Annotated in this window: 21 protein-coding genes; 13 read left to right on the top strand and 8 right to left on the bottom strand. The window is 40.4% G+C overall.

Features of this window, described 5'->3' with window-relative positions:
• Positions 1-23: 23 nt before the first annotated feature.
• From DI060_RS10850 to DI060_RS19180, 3 genes are all read left to right on the top strand, one after another.
• Positions 24-1631, top strand: a complete 1608-nt coding sequence (locus DI060_RS10850) for a xylulokinase (RefSeq protein WP_108976574.1) — start codon at positions 24-26, stop codon at positions 1629-1631.
• A 91-nt stretch (positions 1632-1722) separates the two neighbouring features.
• Complete coding sequence (locus DI060_RS10845; RefSeq protein WP_244594365.1) at positions 1723-2619, top strand: MBL fold metallo-hydrolase; 897 nt, start codon at positions 1723-1725, stop codon at positions 2617-2619.
• Between the two features lie 10 nt (positions 2620-2629).
• Complete coding sequence (locus DI060_RS19180; protein ID WP_244594364.1) at positions 2630-3079, top strand: hypothetical protein; 450 nt, start codon at positions 2630-2632, stop codon at positions 3077-3079.
• Here the strand turns inward: DI060_RS19180 and DI060_RS10835 are convergent.
• The 5 genes from DI060_RS10835 to flgB form a co-directional block, all read right to left on the bottom strand.
• A complete protein-coding gene (locus DI060_RS10835; RefSeq protein WP_167836983.1) occupies positions 3076-3828 on the bottom strand; it encodes a hypothetical protein in 753 nt (250 codons plus the stop codon). The two genes, DI060_RS19180 and DI060_RS10835, sit on opposite strands and share 4 nt — an antisense overlap.
• 64 nt (positions 3829-3892) lie before the next feature.
• The gene (gene fliE, locus DI060_RS10830) at positions 3893-4237 is read right to left on the bottom strand and encodes a flagellar hook-basal body complex protein FliE (RefSeq protein ID WP_108976517.1); all 345 of its coding nucleotides are present in this window, start codon (positions 4235-4237) and stop codon (positions 3893-3895) included.
• Positions 4238-4305: 68 nt separating this feature from the next.
• Complete coding sequence (locus tag DI060_RS10825) at positions 4306-5895, bottom strand: hypothetical protein (protein ID WP_108976516.1); 1590 nt, start codon at positions 5893-5895, stop codon at positions 4306-4308.
• Between the two features lie 66 nt (positions 5896-5961).
• Positions 5962-6423: a flagellar basal body rod protein FlgC gene (gene flgC, locus DI060_RS10820; protein ID WP_108976515.1), complete on the bottom strand. Its 462-nt coding sequence runs from the start codon at positions 6421-6423 to the stop codon at positions 5962-5964.
• An 11-nt stretch (positions 6424-6434) separates the two neighbouring features.
• Positions 6435-6866 carry a flagellar basal body rod protein FlgB gene (gene flgB, locus DI060_RS10815; protein ID WP_108976572.1) on the bottom strand — a complete coding sequence of 144 codons (432 nt, stop codon included), beginning with the start codon at positions 6864-6866 and terminating at the stop codon, positions 6435-6437.
• Positions 6867-6970: 104 nt separating this feature from the next.
• Between flgB and DI060_RS10810 the strand changes: the two genes are divergently transcribed.
• Positions 6971-7756: a hypothetical protein gene (locus DI060_RS10810; RefSeq protein ID WP_108976514.1), complete on the top strand. Its 786-nt coding sequence runs from the start codon at positions 6971-6973 to the stop codon at positions 7754-7756.
• On the opposite strand, the gene DI060_RS10805 is transcribed toward DI060_RS10810, so the two are convergent.
• Together DI060_RS10805 and DI060_RS10800 are read right to left on the bottom strand one after the other, a co-directional pair.
• The gene (locus DI060_RS10805; RefSeq protein WP_108976513.1) at positions 7750-8598 is read right to left on the bottom strand and encodes a sterol desaturase family protein; all 849 of its coding nucleotides are present in this window, start codon (positions 8596-8598) and stop codon (positions 7750-7752) included. The two genes, DI060_RS10810 and DI060_RS10805, sit on opposite strands and share 7 nt — an antisense overlap.
• A gap of 102 nt (positions 8599-8700) precedes the next feature.
• Positions 8701-9786, bottom strand: a complete 1086-nt coding sequence (locus DI060_RS10800) for a helix-turn-helix domain-containing protein (RefSeq protein ID WP_108976512.1) — start codon at positions 9784-9786, stop codon at positions 8701-8703.
• An 86-nt stretch (positions 9787-9872) separates the two neighbouring features.
• Here DI060_RS10800 and DI060_RS10795 point away from each other — a divergent pair, with 86 nt between their 5' ends.
• The 7 genes from DI060_RS10795 to DI060_RS10765 are packed head-to-tail and all read left to right on the top strand — an operon-like array spanning position 9873 to position 16530.
• Positions 9873-10994, top strand: coding sequence for an MlaE family ABC transporter permease (locus tag DI060_RS10795; RefSeq protein WP_108976511.1), 1122 nt, complete (start codon positions 9873-9875; stop codon positions 10992-10994).
• 1 nt (position 10995) lies between these two features.
• Positions 10996-11757, top strand: coding sequence for an ABC transporter ATP-binding protein (locus DI060_RS10790; RefSeq protein ID WP_108976510.1), 762 nt, complete (start codon positions 10996-10998; stop codon positions 11755-11757).
• Entirely contained in the window at positions 11754-12701 is a 948-nt protein-coding gene (locus DI060_RS10785; RefSeq protein WP_108976509.1) for an MlaD family protein, read from the top strand. The genes DI060_RS10790 and DI060_RS10785 overlap by 4 nt, the downstream gene beginning before the upstream one ends.
• Positions 12702-12705: 4 nt before the next feature.
• Positions 12706-13314, top strand: a complete 609-nt coding sequence (locus DI060_RS10780) for an ABC-type transport auxiliary lipoprotein, LBF_0736 family (protein WP_108976508.1) — start codon at positions 12706-12708, stop codon at positions 13312-13314.
• Positions 13315-13340: 26 nt separating this feature from the next.
• Positions 13341-14876, top strand: a complete 1536-nt coding sequence (locus tag DI060_RS10775) for a cryptochrome/photolyase family protein (protein ID WP_209452029.1) — start codon at positions 13341-13343, stop codon at positions 14874-14876.
• Positions 14873-15295: a VOC family protein gene (locus tag DI060_RS10770; RefSeq protein WP_108976506.1), complete on the top strand. Its 423-nt coding sequence runs from the start codon at positions 14873-14875 to the stop codon at positions 15293-15295. Before DI060_RS10775 ends, DI060_RS10770 begins: the two co-directional genes overlap by 4 nt.
• Complete coding sequence (locus tag DI060_RS10765; RefSeq protein ID WP_108976505.1) at positions 15295-16530, top strand: BaiN/RdsA family NAD(P)/FAD-dependent oxidoreductase; 1236 nt, start codon at positions 15295-15297, stop codon at positions 16528-16530. The genes DI060_RS10770 and DI060_RS10765 overlap by 1 nt, the downstream gene beginning before the upstream one ends.
• Here the strand turns inward: DI060_RS10765 and pyk are convergent.
• Positions 16523-17959 carry a pyruvate kinase gene (gene pyk / locus DI060_RS10760; protein ID WP_108976504.1) on the bottom strand — a complete coding sequence of 479 codons (1437 nt, stop codon included), beginning with the start codon at positions 17957-17959 and terminating at the stop codon, positions 16523-16525. The genes DI060_RS10765 and pyk overlap by 8 nt on opposite strands.
• Before the next feature lie 88 nt (positions 17960-18047).
• Between pyk and DI060_RS10755 the strand changes: the two genes are divergently transcribed.
• Both DI060_RS10755 and DI060_RS10750 read left to right on the top strand, forming a co-directional pair.
• On the top strand, positions 18048-18947 hold the full coding sequence (locus tag DI060_RS10755; protein ID WP_108976503.1) for a histone deacetylase family protein: 900 nt from the start codon (positions 18048-18050) through the stop codon (positions 18945-18947).
• Positions 18947-19759 carry a hypothetical protein gene (locus DI060_RS10750; RefSeq protein ID WP_108976502.1) on the top strand — a complete coding sequence of 271 codons (813 nt, stop codon included), beginning with the start codon at positions 18947-18949 and terminating at the stop codon, positions 19757-19759. The genes DI060_RS10755 and DI060_RS10750 overlap by 1 nt, the downstream gene beginning before the upstream one ends.
• Positions 19760-19772 lie beyond the last annotated feature (13 nt).

Raw genomic sequence — 19772 nt, 5'->3', positions numbered from 1 at the left:
TCCTGGAGGGGGGTACATTCCGTATGAAGGAAGATTTGATTCTAGCTTATGATGTAGGCACGACTGGCCTAAAAACCTGCCTCTTCCGATTTTCAGAAAGAATTGAGTTAATCGCCTCCAGCTTAGAAGAATACCCCATCTATTTAAATCCTGACGGGGGAGCAGAGCAAAACCCCGAAGATTGGTGGAATGCTATGGCAAAGACCACCAAGCAAATATTAAATGATCCGAATCTATCAAAACATGAAATCATAGGTATCTCTTTTTGTACACAAATGCAGGGATTGGTTCTTGTTGATGAGAATTTTTCTCCCATACGTCCTGCATTCAGTTATATGGACCAAAGGGCAAGGCAGGAAATGAAGTCAGGCATCCAATCTGGTTTCTGTATCCAAGGATTTAATCTCAAAAAACTTTTATTATCTCTTTGGATTACCGGTGCAGTTGCGGGTTCTGTAAAAGATCCTATTTGGAAGTATAAATGGGTCCAAACACATGAACCACTTCAATTCAAAAAGATTAAATGGTGGTTTGATGTAAAAGAATATTTGTTAGCGAAGTGTACTTCCAAAGCTGTTATGACTCGAGATAGCGCCTTCGCTACTTTGCTATACGATTCCAGAAAAGGAAAAGGAAATTGGAGCGAGACTCTTTGTTCCCTGTTTGGAATTCAAAGAAACCATTTGCCGACAATCATCAATTCAGATACGAAAGTAGGCGGCTTAACACAGGAGGCAGCCTCTCATCTGGGACTAAATGAGAACATTCCAGTGTTTGGAGGAGGAGGAGATGCCTCACTCATTGGTATTGGCGCAGGTGCTGTGTTAAATGGAGATACACATATTTATGCAGGTACGTCCGGTTGGGTTTCCACACGAGTAAAAAAAAGAACTGTTGATCTCTCCGCAAGAATGGCATCAATTGTTGGCGTAAATGAAGAGTCATACCAATACTTTGGCGAGCAGGAGACTTCTGGAAAATGTTTACAATGGGTAAAAGACCATTTAGCCCTCGATGAAATTGATTTATATTTGGAAAAGAAAAAGATCACAGATGGTCCAGAAGCTATCTACGAAAGTCTTTTTCATTTTATGTTTGATTCGATAAAGGATGTACCGCCTGGCTCAAATGGTGTTATCTTTACACCCTGGCTGCATGGAAATAGAAGCCCCTTTGAAGATCCGAATGCACGAGGCATTTTCTTTAATATTGGATTGCACACCGGAAAACGAACTCTGATTAGAGCAGTGATGGAGGGCATTCTCTTCCACAAACGATGGTTAATTGAATCAATGGAAAAAAAAGTAAAAACATCAAATAGGATTCGATTTGTAGGGGGAGTGGCGAGGTCTGAGTTAATCTGCCAAACATTAGCAGATATTACAGGTAAAGTCATAGAACGTATCCATCATCCTGAAAACGCAGGAGCCTTTGGCGCTGCAGCTATTGTTGCGAAAGGATTGGGCCGCATTGAGAATTTTGAAGAGATCAAATCCAAGATAGCCTTGAAAGATATTTTTTATCCTAACCTTTCTGCAAAGAAGATCTATGATAAAAATTTTCAGATTTTTAAATCAATCTATTGGAAAAATAAGGGACTCTTCGCACTTTCCAATGAAACAATCGAATGATTGATTTTGAATTTGCGCTAGACCGAGATTTTCAATCGTATAGCCTCGTCTTGTGAACGATCTGATTACGATTGATACAGAATACGCGGGAATGAAATCCATCGCAGCCTCCTTTTTATTAAAAGAAAAGGAACATGGAATTGTGATCGAAACCAATACTACGCATGCCATTCCCAGGATACTGGAAGCTATGGAGAGCCAAAACATACAACGCGAACATTTAGATTACGTCATTGTGACTCATGTCCACCTAGACCATGCAGGCGGAGCTTGGTCCCTTTTGAAAGCATGTCCAAATGCGATCCTTCTTTGTCATCCGAAAACAGCGAAACACTTAATCAACCCGAGCCACCTAATCAAAAGCGCAAAATCTGTGTATGGCGAAGAAACATTTTTTGGTCTCTACGGTGAAATTGAGCCCATACCCGAAGCTCGTGTTAGAGTGATGTCTGACGGCGAACAATTCCGATGGAAATCGCGAAACTTTCGCTTTCTCTATACAAAGGGACATGCCAACCACCATTTTTGCATTCTGGATGAAAGTGATAAGCGGATCTACACAGGAGATTCCTTTGGAATATCTTATCCTCACCTTTCGAATGGTGGTCGATTTATTTTCCCTACCACAACACCCACAGACTTTGATGGGGAAGAAGCACTCATCTCGCTTGCAAAGATAGTCGACTCGGGTGCAGAAGCCGCATGTTTGACTCACTTTGGAGAGATTCAAAATTTGAGGAAACATGCAGACGATTTAGAAATCGGTATCAAACATTGCCAAACCTCTTTAACTCTTTTAGATGACCTAGCGCCCGAGGAACGGTTTCCCTTTTTAGAAAAACGCATGAAGGAGATGATCCAAAATTTAGCCCAGAGAAGAAATGTTCTACTGTCAGAGAAAGATTGGGAAGTTTTAGATCTGGATGTAAACTTAAATGCACAAGGTCTATCCTATGTCTTTGCAAAATCAAAGAATACAAAAGACTGACAGACCATTTGTGAAATTCCAAACACTTCTACACTTAGTAAAAGTCATAGCCTATACAAAGGTCTTATTCGTATTTCTTTTTTGTACGGCCAGTCCTAGCCAAAGAAGGGTTGAAAGTGCCTCGGATATCCAAATTCAATTTCAATCCTCCGAATATGAAGAAACAAAACGCATCTCAGTACCACCCTGGGAATCTCGAGATTTACTGCTTTTGTTAGCCGAACTTTCTAAAAAAGAAGACCCCTCTTTGCGTTTTATTTCAACGAACCGAACAGAAGAGATTATGGAAGTCAATGGCCTCAGAAACTCTTGGAAAGAAGGATGGACGATTTACCTAAATGATCAAAAAATAATGGGCACCGACCTAAAAAAAGGAATTCGAGTTTCTCCCAAAGATAAAATCCTTATCCGCTACGAATCCGTCCAGAGAGTATTTGGAAAACCAATCGAAGAGGATTAATGGGGCTGCCGATCAAGAGGCAATTCTTCCACTGATTTTGTATTAAAATCATAACTGATAACTCTGTCTATCGCATAACAATAGATATGCCTGTCCTTGATCTCAATAGAGTGAAAATTTCTCGATGGATGTGAGTAAGATATGATCTCATCTTGGTAAAAATCGATAAACAATATTCGTTTACTCGTCAAAATAAGACCCAATTGTTTTCGACTGCTCATTGCTTTAACGGATTCTGATTCTATGCCGATCTGCTTCCATTGGTTTAGTATTCCATTATAAACGTAGATATTTCTTTCTGTTAATACATAACCTGCATCAGTTCCCAATTTTACTTTAAAGTTTGCTTCATTGAAGATTGGACTTTTTGAAAATTGAGTATCATAGTTGCTGATTGCCAAAAGATTTCGATCTGTAAGGATGATACAAATATTTCCATTGCATCGGGAATGACGTACGGACTCTCCTCTCGTTGAATAAACCAGTTTATTGCCATCAAATGTAAACCCTGTGAAGTAGAATGGGCTTAGATTGAGTGAGATCGTCGTTTCGATGAAAGGCAAAGAGGAGACATCTCGTACGTTCTGCTGGTAGAGAAAGTCTTCTTCCGGATTTCTTTGGAGAAGGATTCTCTGTGTCTCAGGATTCAAATTGGAAAAACGCTCTTGGGCCTCTAAAGACCCAAGAGCAAAAGAAACTACAAGCCAGGTAGAAAGGAAAAACCACCTGGTTGGAGAATTGGAACTCATGGAAAGAGTTTAGCGAAAAAAAAAGAAAGGGTCTATATAGGGTTTCCGCAATTGCGGCAATCACCTATCTAAGAGTTGTCAATTCGCGGTATGCTCTCACAAATCCATCTGTCATTGTTTTTGCGAAGGTTAAAGAGATCCTTGCTTTTTCAGCAGCAATCATCACTTCATGGAGTTCGACAGAATTGGGATCAAAGACTATTTTTTGTGTCATTTCATCAGCAGTCACTTGTTGGTCATTGATTTGTTCAAATGCCTTTTTCATTGCATCCGCAAAAGTACCGGCCACTTCGTCGGGAGACTTTGCTTCGTTCGTTTTTCCGTAGTGACGGTTGTCTGTTCTCTGGACAGAAACTCTATCCCCATTTGGTAAAAGAGAAAATGCTTTTTGTGAAGAAATGGAATCCATGGGTAGGCCTCGGTCTTCCTATCGGAGAAAAGTCTCAAGTGCTTGAGTGATTTTTTTATGTCACTTGTCTAAGGACCTGCCTGTGTCCCCCAAGGAACCGTGTAGTCATGGTGGACGGGGATGGGAGGGGGAAGCTTTCGAATGCGGTATTTGGCAAAGGAAGAATTGCTAAAATCCAAGTTGTCTCCTTCAAAATAACCTACCACGACCCCACCATCGCAGGTCTCAGCCATGGAAAGGGGAACCAAAAAGGTCGTATCATTGGAGACTTGGTATCCATGTTCAAGTAGCTGTCCCGACTCGTCCAATCGCAAAAGTGCCGTCCGAATATTGCCAGGAGGGAAAACGACATTCGGAGCTAATTTGGGATCTGTTAAATAGGCCACATAGGCGTAGTAAGCTCCCTTTCGTTTGTCTTGGAAGATACGGTAGACTGGACCGATCTCTTGGTTGGCCGATCCTAAATAAGCTAAGAAACTAGCCTGTAGGTTGGAGTTGAATCGTACTAAAAATTGATCCGCTGAACCTTGGTGGGATCTTCCTGGGACACCATCAAAGCCAATGAAACGATTGTTAGACAGCCCACCAAACAGCATTTCATTGCCTGAACCGTTCGCCTCTAATGGCATAGGAAGGATGGGGCTAGATTGGTTGACAGTCGAAGGCATAAATGTATGCCTTTGGTAGTTTCCATTTTCATCAAATTGGGTGATGACAAAATGTTTAAAGCCATCGCTAGGGTGGTTGACTCCCACACGGTTGGCAAGAGCATCAAACGGGACTGAGTCGTAGCCTTGGACCCAAATGTGGTTGGTGGAAGAGATGGTCACTCGTTCAGCGGATCTCGTGACAGTTCCTGCACCTCCAAAGTAGTGCACCCATTGGCCAAGGCCCTCTGAGCTCACTCGCAGTATGAAGGAGACGTTTGCGGGAACTGTCGTGTATGATTTTTTCAATGTCCCGGGAAAGTTAATAAATCCAGCCGTGAGCGAGTCCCCCCCTAAGACTAAGTCTCCATTCGGAAACGTTGCAACCGTATACACACGGTTATCTGTTCCGGTATTACCATAGTATGTATTCCACAGTAATTGACCTTCTGGTGAAAGAGAAAACACTCCCACATTTGCGTTGCTTCCGACAAAACTTTGGAGAGGGTTGCCAATCGATTCCGTAGCTGTGGAGACCACATAGACTCCTTTTGGAGAGAGAGAAATCCCAACTCCGTTCCCAGCTACACTGGCACGGCCTAAGGTGCGAGACCAAAGGATATCACCTTTGGGAGAAAATTTAATGACTGCCGCGTTAAAATTATTGCCTGTGCCTTCTTGGCCACTAAAGCTTGTTAGGTTTTTTTCTGGGTTGAAATTTGTGTAACCAAAAACATATAGGGATTGGTCTTGGGCCTGAACGATTTGGATGGGATTCAAGACAGGTTTCCCCTGTCCGACCGTATAGTTTGCCCGTACGTTTGGTGCGTATTCGAATGTACTCGTATCGCAGACAGAGATCGGTCTTGCAGCATTTCTCCATAGGGCTGCCAGTAGTCCAGCTTGCGACCGTGTATCGCCTGGATTATTGAGGTCGAGTGCCTGGCATTGGAAAGAAAGAAGGCAGATGAAAATATAGAGTGTTCGGAAAGAAATTGAGTGGAGATTCATTTCGCTAGGGACCTATCTGAATTAACAGAATCCCAAGCGAATTTTTGCAAGGAAAGGAAAAATTTCCTACGCTCGGCCGATCTCCAAAGCCTTGTTGAACATTGCCTTTGTTCCATTGATCATTTGCACATTGGCTTCATAAGAACGTGACGCCGAGATCATATCTGTCATCTCTGTGACAATATTGATATTTGGGAATTCAACATAGCCTTTTTTGGGACCAGTTTGGATAGCATCGGGATGCGTTGGGTCATAGGTCAATCGAAGAGGGCTCATATCCTTTTCAATTCTCATTACCTTGACACCTTTACCTTCTCCAGGCGCTACACCAAAAGGATAAACTGGGCTTTTCCACTTTGTCCGAAGATTAATCGGTGTTAGAATGACTCGGTCCCGACGGAACGGACCGTCTCCATTTGTATTTCGAGTAGTCGTAGAGTTGGCGATGTTATTAGAAATAACATCCATACGTAATCTTTGTGCAGATAGTCCAGTTGCTGAAATATTAATAGAATCAAACATGCCCATGGTTTAAATCCTTATGTCGTTCTCATGACAATGTTTAAGAGTCGGTTGTTCTGATTGAGTCTTTCAATCATCAAATTATAGGTCATCTGGTTTTGGTTGGCTTCTACGATTTCTTTTTCAATGTCTACATTGTTTCCATCGGGGCGCATTGTTGTCAGATAGTCTATATTCACTTTAGGTTTTACTTCTCTATAATCGAGAGGTTTGAAAAACTCAATGTGACGTTCATTTGTAATGCGAGTTGGTACTGCCTTTTCTTTTTCGATTTTTTCCGATTCAAAGGCACGTTTCAAAGCCGCTTCAAATACGACTTCGGATCGTTTGAAATGGGGAACATCCGCATTTGCAATATTATCCGTTAGAACCTTACGTTTCACTGTCCCGGCAGTCAAACCACGTTCCAAAAGATCTTGTGTTTTCATAAAATGGGTTTCTGCAAACATACCAATCTCCCTTTCTCTAAAATCGTCGGTGGAATAGGCTTCTCGGATAAGCATTTTATGTCCCCAATCTCGTTTTTTCAGATTTTTTTAGAAAAAAGGACTCGATGGAAAGAATTTTCTCTGTAGCCTCACTTCCTATGCTCCCCGTTTTCTATAGTCTGGCAGCTGCCGTCTTTTATGCTCTCGTCTGGCGTATTCCTATCAATGTGAGTGCTAAACCTTCTTATGTGCGTACACCTTTGGCAATCTTAAGTTTTGTTTTGATTTCCTTGTTTTTGACCTATCTCTTACCCATGCATTTCTTTTATTTAATGGAGATCAAATCACTTCCCGACAAACTCATATTTGTTGAAGAGAGTCCCTATGGGCTCTATTGTTTGGGTTTTTTCCTTTCCACCTTTTGTTTGTTTCCGATGGCAGGCTGGTTGGATACCGAAACGCGCTCCAATCCAGCCTTCCAAGACAAATCAAATTTGCTACTAGGGCTATTTTCCTTTCTCTTTGTTTTTCTTCCTTACCTAGTTTTGTTTTCCTACCGAGTTGAATTTTACGAAGACAGACTTTACGAGAGATCCCTATTGTTTTCGGAAGAAGAGACCATCCTTTCCTACAAAAGCTTTCGTTTGGAGTCGGAGTTTCGGGATACCAGGATGGGAAAAGCGGGAACTATTGTTGAAAAACTTTCTTTGGTTTTATTAAGAGAATCGGGGGAACGAAAGGTCGCCTTTACCTATCTCATCCATCCCAATTGGCACAAACAGCATCTAGCAAACATTCGCTGCCATTTAATACAAAAGGGGCTTACCGATGAAACCCCTTTTGTCATTTTACACTTTGAGCAGTGGAACCAGGATATCCTCACAATGATGAAACCAATTTGTCCTCAGTGAACTTCTGTCAAAATAGACTTGATCTCTTTTTGTTTTGCTTTGTCTCTTTCCTCAGTTACTTGGTCATAGTATGCTTCGTAATTTGGAAAGTTTGTTCCCATGATGCGATCCCAAACGTTGAAGTATAAACTATAATTTCCCTGAAACTTTTGGTGGTGTTGGTTATGATGCGTTGACGTATTGATCCATTTGAAAATAGGATGGCTTGCAAATCCTCTCGGAAAAAATTCATAGCCCAAATGCCACCATATATTCATGATCATCGCATAAAAGGTATGAAATAGTATCACATAGAAATGGATCGGAACCACTCTTATGAATAAAACCAGATAAATTGCTTCCAAAAATGCCTCTGTCGCTTGGAATCTATACGCGGCCAAGGGAGTAGGATTGACGGACATGTGGTGTTCCAAGTGGACATAGGGATAGACTCGTTTTAGATGTGCGAATCGGTGCATCCAGTAAAACCATGTTTCGTGCCAGGCAGTGAGAAGGAGAAAGCTAAGCAAGATGTAAGCATAGCCAAACAATCCATCCACTTTTCCAAAATAAACTTGGCTAGGAATTAACTTTGCTTTGGCGGCTAAAATATTTCCAACCGCAACCAAACTAAAAACGAAGAGTGTCACAGCCGATTGCCTAAATTCTTTCCAGACTTTATCCATCTGAGGATAAACTTTCTGGATACGAAATCGAGCAAAACTATCCTTCTTCCAGAGATAAAAAAACAAAAAGGCAAAACCCGCGATCGGGTAGTATCGAATTACATTCAGGGAAAACTGAAATGTCCCAACCTTTAAAAGACAATCCATTCCGAGTTCGCATTGCACTGGTCCAAACATGAGGAACCTCCAATACCTTAAAGTTTAGCAAAAGAATGGGTATCCATCGACCGAATGGAACCATTCGGAAGGAAATTGGAATCCGAATTGATCCATTCGGACTTATTTTTTTCTATATTCGGTGGGACTCATCCCTGTTTCCCGTTTAAAGGCATCGTAAAATGTAGATTTTGAAGGAAAGCCTACTTCATAGGCAATGGAGAGTATGGTCTTCTCCTTCTCGTTTTTGCAAAGTAGTTTGGCTTCTTCAATCCTGTAGGCATTGACAAACTGGAAAAAGTTCTTCTTCTGGTGTTGGTTTAAGTATTCCGAAAGTTGGTGCTGGGTGATTCCTAGAGCACTGGCAAGATCACCTAAACTTAACTCATCGTTTTTATACAATTTATCCTCTTTCATCCGTTTTTCTAACGTCTCACCTAATTTTTGTACGTCGATTGTCTTTAGTTGGGAACTCTGGTACTTTTTGTCAGCAACAACAATTTTGGAAACCTCACGCAGTAGTTCTGGGTTTCTGTGCCGCAGCAAATGGATGAGGATCAGGAGAACTCCTAAAATACTGGAAACAATTTCCAAACCATGGATCCATCGGAAATAGAGTAGGTACAAGCCAACAAAGGCGGAAGAAGATCCCATACAGAGGATGAGCAAAACCATTCGGATGTCGGGAGAGGTTTGTATCGATTGCCATCGCAATGGATGGACAACTTGGTATAGAGCCAGAAAGGCCGATAGACAGACGGGCAAAACGGCAACGGTGATGGCGAGTTTGATTCTACCAGGGATTAAAGATTGTCCATAGACTTGGATCAGCCTGAGCTTTTCATCTCCACTTTCAGAAAAGATGGGATACAAAAGAAAGAGAACGAAAACGGAAGGTAAGAATTCCCAAACATGGAACCGAGGGATATCTGTCGTTTCCTTCCAAAAAGCAGAAAAGAAACGGTATAAGAGAGAACCAAAGAAAGCAGTAAATGGTAAGTGGACGAGATAAAAATGGGGAAAATACGTATAGAGCTTTTGCGTTACATAATACGAATGGAATTGAAAGATTGCAACTAAGCTAAAGAGCGAGGCCTGCAAATACATCCTAGGATTTTTCTCTTTGGAAAGCCATTCCGAGATGGCAAGTAAAAAGGCTAGTCCCGAGGTAAATCCTATGAAAGTACGTGCAATATGAAAAGATTCCACTAGTCAGATTCTCCACCTCCTGATTGAGAAATCAAAATAAAATCACTTGCCAGATTTAAAACGAGAAGTTTATTTATAAGAAGCTTGTGGTAGAATCTTCGAAATCATTTTCCTTGCAATGGCAAGGTAGCGTCTTAGAAATTTCCTTACCTGAGCGCCTTACCTCTCGACAAACCCCTGATATTTGGAAACAAACCGATGCACTTTTGAAAACGCGTATTCCAGGGCATATCCTGATTCAGGCAAAAAATCTACAAGAGGCTGATAGTTCAGCCTTTGCCTACCTTCGGTTCCTAAAAACCTTCCAAAAGGAAAAGAATCTTAAGTTCGATATACAAGGGTTAGATGAAAAGTTTAAATTTGTATATGACAATGCGACTGGTGAAACCAAATCCCTGAATCGTGCCTCTCTGCTTTTGCGTAGACCAGAAAAGATAGGGAAGTATACGGTAGATTCCTTTCGAGAATTTTTAATTTTAGTCACCTTCACGGGTGAGCTTACACATAGTTTTTGGAAATCTATCTTAAGCCCTTCTCGTATCCGATGGAAGGATGTATTTAAGGTTTCCGAGGCTATGGGCGTGAATGCATTCCCTATCATCGCGATGATAGGATTTTTACTCGGACTCATCATGAGCTTTCAGTCTGCGATACCAATGAGAAGGTTTGGTGCTGAAATATTTGTAGCCAATCTCGTTGGTTTATCTTTATTTAGAGAGCTTGGTCCCTTGATGACTGCTTTCATTTTATCTGGTAGGTCTGGCTCTGCTTTTGCTGCCGAACTTGGCACGATGAAAGTATCTGAAGAAATAGATGCTCTCACTACAATGGGTCTACCTCCTGTTCAATTTTTAGTAGTGCCTCGTTTGATTGCTTCCCTCTTGATGACACCTTTCCTAACCATCATGTTCAATTTGTTCGGTTTGGTTGGAGGAGCAGTTGTTTTAGTTAGCTTTGGCTTTCCTCTTGTGACATTTATCAACCAAGTGAACATCGCGGTTGGATTCAATGATATTGCGGGTGGTATGCTGAAGTCTTATTTTTTTGGAATGATCATTGCTGCTCTTGGTTGTTACCGAGGTCTGCGAACAACGACAGGTGCGGGTGCTGTAGGAGAATCTACAACAGCGGCCGTTGTAGGATCCATCATCTTAGTTTCTGTGTTAGACGGTATTTTCTCCGTGGTTTATTTTTATCTAGGTATATAATATGGATCATTCAATCATAAAAGTAGAACATTTAAGAACTGGTTATGGCTCTACTGTCATTATGGATGATATATCCTTTGATGTAAAAAAGGGAGAAATCTTCGGAATTCTAGGTGGATCCGGTTGTGGTAAATCAACAGTTTTAAAAAATATGATCGGACTTACGGAACCCTTTAGCGGAAAGATCTGGATCGACGATGAAGATATTTTGAGAGCAAACGGGAAAGATCGATTACGCATTTGGAATAAAATTGGAGTCATGTACCAGCAAAGTGCTCTCTTTGGCTCGATGACAGTTTTGGAGAATGTACGCCTACCCCTTGAAGAATTTACGGAACTTCCACTGGAAGCGATGAATGCCATTTCGCTCATGAAATTGCGATTGGTGGGATTGGATGCCTATGCCAATTTAATGCCTGCAGAGCTATCGGGCGGGATGCGAAAACGTGCAGCGATCGCTCGGGCTATGGCACTAGATCCGGAGATTCTCTTTCTGGATGAACCTTCAGCAGGTTTAGACCCGATAACGAGCGTTGACTTAGACCATTTGATCATCCGTCTTTCTAGATCTCTGGGAGTTACATTTGTGATTGTCACACACGAACTTCCGTCTATCTTCACTATGGCCGACCGTGTGATCGTCCTGGATCGAGACACCAAAGGTATTATCGCTGAAGGTAAACCGAAGGATTTAAAAGCAAAAGGAAAAGGCTTTGTATATCATTTTTTCAATCGCATTCCACAAGAGGAGAGCTCGGTATGAATTCAAATAACACGACTTACTTAAAAGTAGGTATTTTTGTATTGGCGACGTTTTTTGTATTTGTCGGATTTCTTGTCTCTTTCACTGCAAGTTCTCTTTTCCAAAGATCCTTAAAACTGGAAACATACTTTGATGAATCTGTCCAAGGATTGGATATTGGTAGCCCTGTGAAACATAGAGGAGTAAAGGTTGGCTCTGTTGAAGCAATTACATTCGTGCAAAACGAGTACGCAAACAAACTCAAATCAGCAGATAGCGAAGTATATGGACGTTATGTACTCATAAAAATGTCGGTCCCGGAATTTATTAAAGGAGCTGAGGCTGATGGCATTCGATTAACGGTTGAGAGGATGATACAATCTGGTTTACGTGTAAGACTTGCCTCTCAAGGGCTTACAGGCACTGCCTATTTAGAAGTGGACTACTTAAATCCTGAAAAAAATCCACCGCTCCCCATCACTTGGGAACCCAATCGTATCTATATCCCCTCTGCACCGAGCACGATCTCTCGTTTTACTGCTTCTGTAGATAAATTTTTTGATAAATTAGAAAAAGCTGATGTGAGCCAAATCCTTAAAGGAATCGATGACTTGATCCAAAATTTAAACCAAACGGTCACCCAGGCAAAGTTAGCTGATCTTTCAAGGGAAGGCACTGGACTTTTGAGTGATTTGAGAAAAACAAACCAAGAGGTGAAAAATATCATCGCTCAACCAGAATTGCAAAATTCTCCCAAAAAATTGGACCAAACCATTACTCAATTGCAAACAACAATCAAAAGGTTAGATTCTCTTCTGGCTTCCAATCAAGGTGACATCAGTACAACCATTGAAAACTTAAGGATTGCTTCGGAAGATTTGAAAGAAGTGACTGCAAATGCAAAAAAATACCCTTCTCAATTCTTATTTGGTGAGGCACCAAATAAATCAAAACTTTGGAAATGACAGAATGAAATCTCTAATCTTTTCGCTCTTTTTTGGTCTTCTTGCTTTTGTTATCGCATGTGGTAGCGTTTCAAAAACCTACCCGGAAAAGAAATTTTATCTCATCGAGTTGGATAAGCTTAACTCAGATGAGATACCACCGAAAGGCACTGCCTTCAAGATTAGGCGATTAAGTCTCTCTCAAAAATTTGAAGGTAAAGAATTTGTTTACCGAAGGGATAATGTTAATTTTGAATCCGATTTTTATCATACTTTTTTTATTTCACCGAGTGCAAACTTGAGAGAAGAGATCGCAAAGGGATTACTAGACCAAAAGATTTTTGAGTTTGATGCCAATCAAAATGCGAGATGGGAGCCTACTCATTTCATAGAGGTCTCTGTATCGGATCTTTATGGAGATTTCAGAAACGAGCCAAAGGCAATCCTAAACCTAGAAGCCTTTGTCTATACGGAGACAGGCTTAAATGTTACCTTACTCTTGAAAAAAAATTACCAAAAATCTATCTCTATCAATAAAAAAGAGGCAAGTGACTTGGTGGTGGGCTGGAATCGAGCTTTATCTGAAATATTAAAAGAGATGCAACAAGATTTGAAAGGAAAAATCCAAAAATAAACTCCCTTTCGGATACTCTAATGAGTATGAAAGAGTGTCGTCTCATTTTAGGGGATCAATTGAATGAAAATCATTCTTGGTTCCATACTGTTTCTCCCAATACTTTTTATCTATTCGTCGAGGCCGATTCAGAAGTACGGTATGTACGCCACCATATCCAAAAAGTGAAAGCAATCTTTATGGGTATGAAAGCATTCGCAAAGAGCCTTGTTGAAAAAGGCCATATTGTAGAGTACATCGAACTAAATCAGAAAGATAATCAAAAAAGCATTTCTGCCAATGTCATCCAGTTTTGCCAAAAGAGAAAGATAGACAAATTTTCTTACCAGCTCCCCGACGAATATCGTCTGGATCTTGAACTTCAAAATCTATGTAAGATATTGAATGAAAAGGGTGTGCAAACAGAAGCCTATGATACAGAGCATTTCTTGTCTCCACGTGATAGTTTTAAAACTATTTTCCCCAAAAAAAGTTATCGGATGGAGAACTTTTATCGATACATGCGCAAACAATACAATTTTATGTTGGATAGTTCTGGTGAACCTTGGGGTGGTCAATGGAATTTTGATGCTATGAATCGAAAGAAGTATGATGGGAAAATAAAGATTCCTTCGCGTAAATGGAAACCCTCTTACTCCGATGAGGTACTGCAAAGGATCCCTAGAAAATGGACAATGGGCGAAATGCCAACCGAAGGAATCATATGGCCAATCACAAGGAAAGAAGCATTAAACAGATTAGATGAGTTTTTAGAAATTTTTTTGGATGGATTTGGTGATTACCAAGATGCAATGCTCGAGGAGAGTCCATATCTCTTCCATTCCTGCCTCTCCTTCGCATTGAATGTAAAATTGATTTCGCCTAAAGAAGTAATAGAAAGAGCTATTCGTACTTATGAAAAAAAACGGAATCAAATCAGTTTATCAAATTTAGAGGGATTTGTCAGACAAATCCTGGGTTGGAGAGAGTTTACGCGAGGATTGTATTGGGCGGAGATGCCGAGCTACCAGACACTGAATCATTTGGAACATCAGAGAGAGTTGCCTTCCTGGTATTGGACAGGAGAAACAAAGATGAACTGTATGTCTTATTCCATCAGGCAGAGTTTACATCTTGCTTATGCCCACCACATCCAGAGATTGATGGTCATAGGAAATTTTTCTCTGTTATATGGTGTAAATCCAGATGAGTTGGACAAATGGTACCTTGGTATTTATATAGATGCTTTTGAGTGGGTTGAGATTACCAACACTCGAGGGATGAGCCAATTTGCGGATGGAGGAAAGATTGCATCCAAGCCTTACGTTTCTTCTGCCAATTATATAGATAAGATGTCCAATTATTGTAAAAACTGTGCTTACGATAAAAAGACAAAATCAGAAGTAAATTCATGTCCGTATAACAGTCTTTATTGGCATTTCTTCGATAGACATAAAAAAATCCTGGAAAAAAATCCTAGGATTGGAATGGTTTATCATACCTGGGGAAAGATGAATTCAGCAGAGAAAAAAAGAATATTAGCAAGGGCCAATTGGATTTTGGAGAATGGTGAGTCTTTATGAAGTTTTTACATACGATGATCCGAGTATTGGACCTGGAGAAAACAATCTCATTTTTTGAGCAGACTTTAGGTTTAGTTGTCAATCGAAGAGCAGAACACCCTGAAGGAAAGTTTACACTCGTGTTTTTGTCCACGGGAGAACCTGATGCCCCTGAAATCGAACTCACTTATAATTGGGACCAAAAGGAACCCTATACCGTTGGTAGAAATTTTGGACACCTTGCCTTCCAAACAGAAAATATCTATGAGACATGCGATCGAATCATGAAGTTTGGATACCAAATACATAGACCACCAAGAGACGGCCGTATGGCTTTTATTCGAACTCCCGACTTGATCTCTATAGAGCTCTTACAAAAGGGAAAGGCTTTGGAGCCAAAAGAACCTTGGCTCTCTATGAAAAACTATGGCGAGTGGTAGTGGTTCCTAAAAAAATCGCTATTATTGGTGGAGGAGCTAGCGGTTGTTTTGCGTCGATTCAAATTGCAGAGTTTCTCAATCGTCCCACCGCCATCCATATCTTTGAAAAGTCTAAGGAGCCGCTTGCAAAGTTAAGAGTTTCTGGAGGTGGCAGGTGCAATGTTACTCATCATCTCTTTGATCCTGAAGCCTTTTCTAAAAAGTATCCTAGAGGTGAAAGAGAATTGAAGTGGGCATTTCGTCACTTCCAATCCAAGGATACAGTCAATTGGTTCAAAGAACACGGTGTACTTTTAAAAACAGAGGATGATGGTAGGATGTTCCCTGTAACGGACCAAAGCTCTACAATCATTGATTGTTTCTTAACAGAAATCCAAAAGAAAAAGATCCATTTACATCTTGAATCTCCAGTTTCGGCAATATTTCCTAAACAAGATCAATCTTCTGGCTTCATTTTGAAATTGGAATCTTCTGATATGGAGTTTGATATTGTCTTAGTTTGCTCCGGTTCCAATCGAAAGGTGTGGAATTGGATGGAAGCATTGGGCCATAAAATCATACTGCCAACACCATCTCTCTTTACTTTAGGAATAGATCCTTTTCCCTTATCCGAGTTGGCTGGCCTTTCTGTTCCGAATGCGAGCATTCGCATCTATCCCAAAGGCAAAGCACAAACTGGAGCACTTCTCATCACTCACTGGGGATTGAGTGGACCGTGTGCATTGCGTTTATCGGCCTGGGAAGCAAAGACTTTTTTCGAATGTGATTACAAAACTGAACTCGAAGTAAATTGGTTAGGTGATAAATCAATTCTTGAAATTGAAACGACACTGCAAAACTGGAAATCAGAATTTGCAAGGTCTAAAATCCAAAACCAAAAATTTTCCGAAATTCCAACTCGTCTCTGGTCTTATTTATTGGAAACAAGTGGTATCTCATCAGAACAAAAATATGCAGATCTTAGCCAAACACAGACCAAACAACTCACTTTCCAAATCTGTAAGTCACATTTTAAGATGACAACAAAAGGAGTCTTCAAAGAAGAATTTGTGACTGCGGGTGGAATCTCAAGAAAAGAAATCAATTTTGAAACTATGGAAAGCCGTGTTGTCCCAAATTTATTTTTTGCTGGTGAGGTCATTGATGTAGATGGCATCACAGGTGGATTCAATTTTCAAAACGCTTGGACTACGGCAAACATTGCAGCAAAGGAAATCGCGAAGCGGATTACTTGATCTTGTGGATCTGGATAAAATCTACAGTTTGCGCGACAGATCCTGGTGCTCCCGAAAGTATGACCACTTGGTCTCCTGCTTTCAGCCTTCCTTCTGATTTCAATACTTTGCTCATAAATGCTATCATATCAGGAAATTTATCCATCATAGGCATGACATAAGGAGTGACTCCCCAATATAACTTCATCTTACGAGCAGTTCCAAGAAATGGTGTAAAAGAATAGATGGGTTTGATTGGTCGAAATTCAGAGGATAAAAGGGAAGAGTATCCTGACCTTGTAAAATTAATGATAGCTTGTGCGTTGATTGATCTTGCTATGCTTTCTGCCGCATAACCAAGTGCAGTACGCTCAACTTCTAAAACGGAACGATCCATTTGCCTAAGGTGAATCAAGTGGATATGAGAGTCTTCCGCCGCTTGTATGATCTTTGTCATTGTGTCGACAGTCTCTACAGGAAATTTACCAGATGCAGTTTCTCCAGACAGCATAACAGCATCCGTTCCATCCATAACCGCATTGGCAACATCACTTGCTTCGGCTCGAGTCGGCCTTGGGTTATCAATCATTGTTTCTAACATTTGTGTAGCAGTGATAACCGGTTTTCCTCTTTGGTTTAATTTGGTAATCATCTCTTTTTGGATAATGGGAACAAATTGAGTATCCAACTCGACTCCAAGATCCCCACGAGCTATCATTATGCCATCACATGCATCAATGATTTCATCTATGTTTTGCAAAGCCTCGGGTCTCTCAATCTTTGCAATCAGACCTGCATAGGTATCTCTCATAAACTGCCTTGCATATTCTAAATCACTGGCACGCCTTACAAAGGATAATGCGATGTAATCAACGCCGAGTCCCAAAGCAAATCGCATATCCTCTATATCTTTTTCAGATAAGGCGGGTGCAGAAATTGGAGTTCCAGGTAAATTGATACCTTTGTTGTCTTTTAAGGTTCCGCCAATTATGGTTTCTAGAACCGCTTTTTCCTTTGTTTTGGATTTCACGACAAAGGACAGCTTTCCATCATCCACTAGGAGTTTATGTCCCACTTCTATATCATTTAGTATATGTGTATAGGTGCATCCAATCTCATTCGCGGTTCCAGGAAAATCCGCTTGGTTGTTTATGGAGATCGTGTCTCCCGCCTTCAATTCAATCGGTCCAGAGCTAAGTTTCCCTGTCCGTATCTTGGGTCCCTGTAAATCTGCTAGGATGCCAATGTTTGTCCCCGCCTCTTGTTCGCATTCTCGGATGAGCTCATATACCTTTTCATGGTAATCGTGCGTAGAATGGGAAAAATTCATACGCGCCATATCCATCCCAGCATAGATCAACTTCAATAGAGTCTCTTTATTGGCTGAGGCAGGGCCTATAGTACAAATGATTTTTGTGCGCTTTTGTGGGAGATTGGGGACTTCAGGCATAGAAACAGTCTAACGCTTTTTTTCTATTCTCGCAAGCAATTTGCTTTGATTGGTTTGACGAGTTTAAAATTTCAATCAAGCTAATGGTATGAGTTCCCAAGACCTCGCCCTCATTTATCATTCGCTTTACAATCTCGATCTACCAGGCCATATTTTCCCAGCACACAAATACTCCCATCTATACAATCGTTTGAAAAGAGATCCTATCTTTTCCAAATGGGACGTTCTTTTGCCAGAGAGAGCAGAGGAACACGACCTAGAACTTGTTCATACCAAGGAATATCTTAATGATTTATTTAGCTACGAACATACCCCGAGGACTATGTATTCCGAATTACCACTCTCCAGGAGCATTGTAGATAGCTTCTGTTATGGGGTAGGAGGAACCGTACTTGCAAGCAAACTCACCAATAAACATAAGTTTGCATTTAATATGGGGGGAGGATACCACCATAGTTTCCCAGACCGTGCTGAAGGATTTTGCTATTTAAATGACATAGCCATTGCAATCAGAAAAACAAAAGAGACATCACCAAATCATAAAGCACTTATTGTAGACTTAGATTTGCACCAAGGAAATGGAAATTCATATATTTTCCAATACGATGACAAAGTTTTTACATTTTCTATGCACCAAGGGAATATCTATCCGAAGAAGGAAAATTCGAATTTGGATGTCCACTTAGAGGCTGGAACAAAAGATGATCAATATCTCACTTTATTGTATGATTCGTTGCAGCAGATTCAAAAACAATTTCAGCCTGAAATTGTATATTATTTAGCTGGAGCTGATCCTTATGAAGATGATTCCTTGGGAGAATTGAAAGTTAGTATGAAAGGGCTCAAAGAGAGAGATAGGATGATCAAAAAGTATTGCAGCGAACAATCTGTACCTTGTGTCATCACTCTTGCTGGCGGTTATGCACGAGATTCAAAAGATACCGTTGAAATACATTTTAACACATTAGCAGCCTTTGGAGAAATCTGATGGGAATCTTTTCCTCTACAGATAAGAAAAAGGGAAATACAGAATGGCTCAATCTCGATGAGCTTTCTTTGGTAGATGTCTCTAAGGAGTTGAATACTTCTTTAAACATGGAGCCCCGATTATTCAATCGCTTCAGAAAAGAAGAAGTTGAAGAAATGTTAAATGAAGCGAGTCTTTTGAAAGCGATTGAAAAACGAGGTTATCCACATTCTAAACTATCCATTGAAGTTTTAAATGACTACGACAACCGCATATACGTAAAAACTTTTGATGACCAAATTCTAATTCATATGAGATTAAAAGTTTCTGAATTTCACCTTCGAGGTGATGACGAAAAATTTCCAATGGTTTATATTGACTGGCTCCTTACCCAGAATTTACATCACTCTCCCGAAAGGCTAAAGAAAGAATTGTATTTTGGCCAAGAATACCCTGGTCTAAACGTGTTTACTGAGATCACCAACTTCATACGAATTTTGGCAAAAAAACTTGGTTCTTCTGGAGCCTTTAACGTTCCTGAATACTTCCACGATGCAGTGCTATTTGCACGAAAGTTTCGATTTATTGATCCTGAAAAAGAAGGTATCTTTAGAGCATTGATAAAATCGTTTCGAGGATTGAATTTACGTTTACTATCATCACATATTCATAAGGATCGAGTTTCATTTTCTAATGGTGAGCCTTATCGCTGGACTTATGGCGAAATGATTTCTTGCACTGATCCTTATTTGGAGAAGAAAGTTTTTCATGAAACATACTTTAAAAGAGTGGATGAAATTAAGGAAAAGTTTAGTTTTAAGCTCAATTCATAATTAAGTATATAAA

The organism is Leptospira ryugenii, assembly GCF_003114855.1.
In the GTDB taxonomy this organism is placed as follows: Bacteria; Spirochaetota; Leptospiria; order Leptospirales; family Leptospiraceae; genus Leptospira_A; species Leptospira_A ryugenii.
This window is presented reverse-complemented; position numbering and strand designations above follow the sequence as displayed.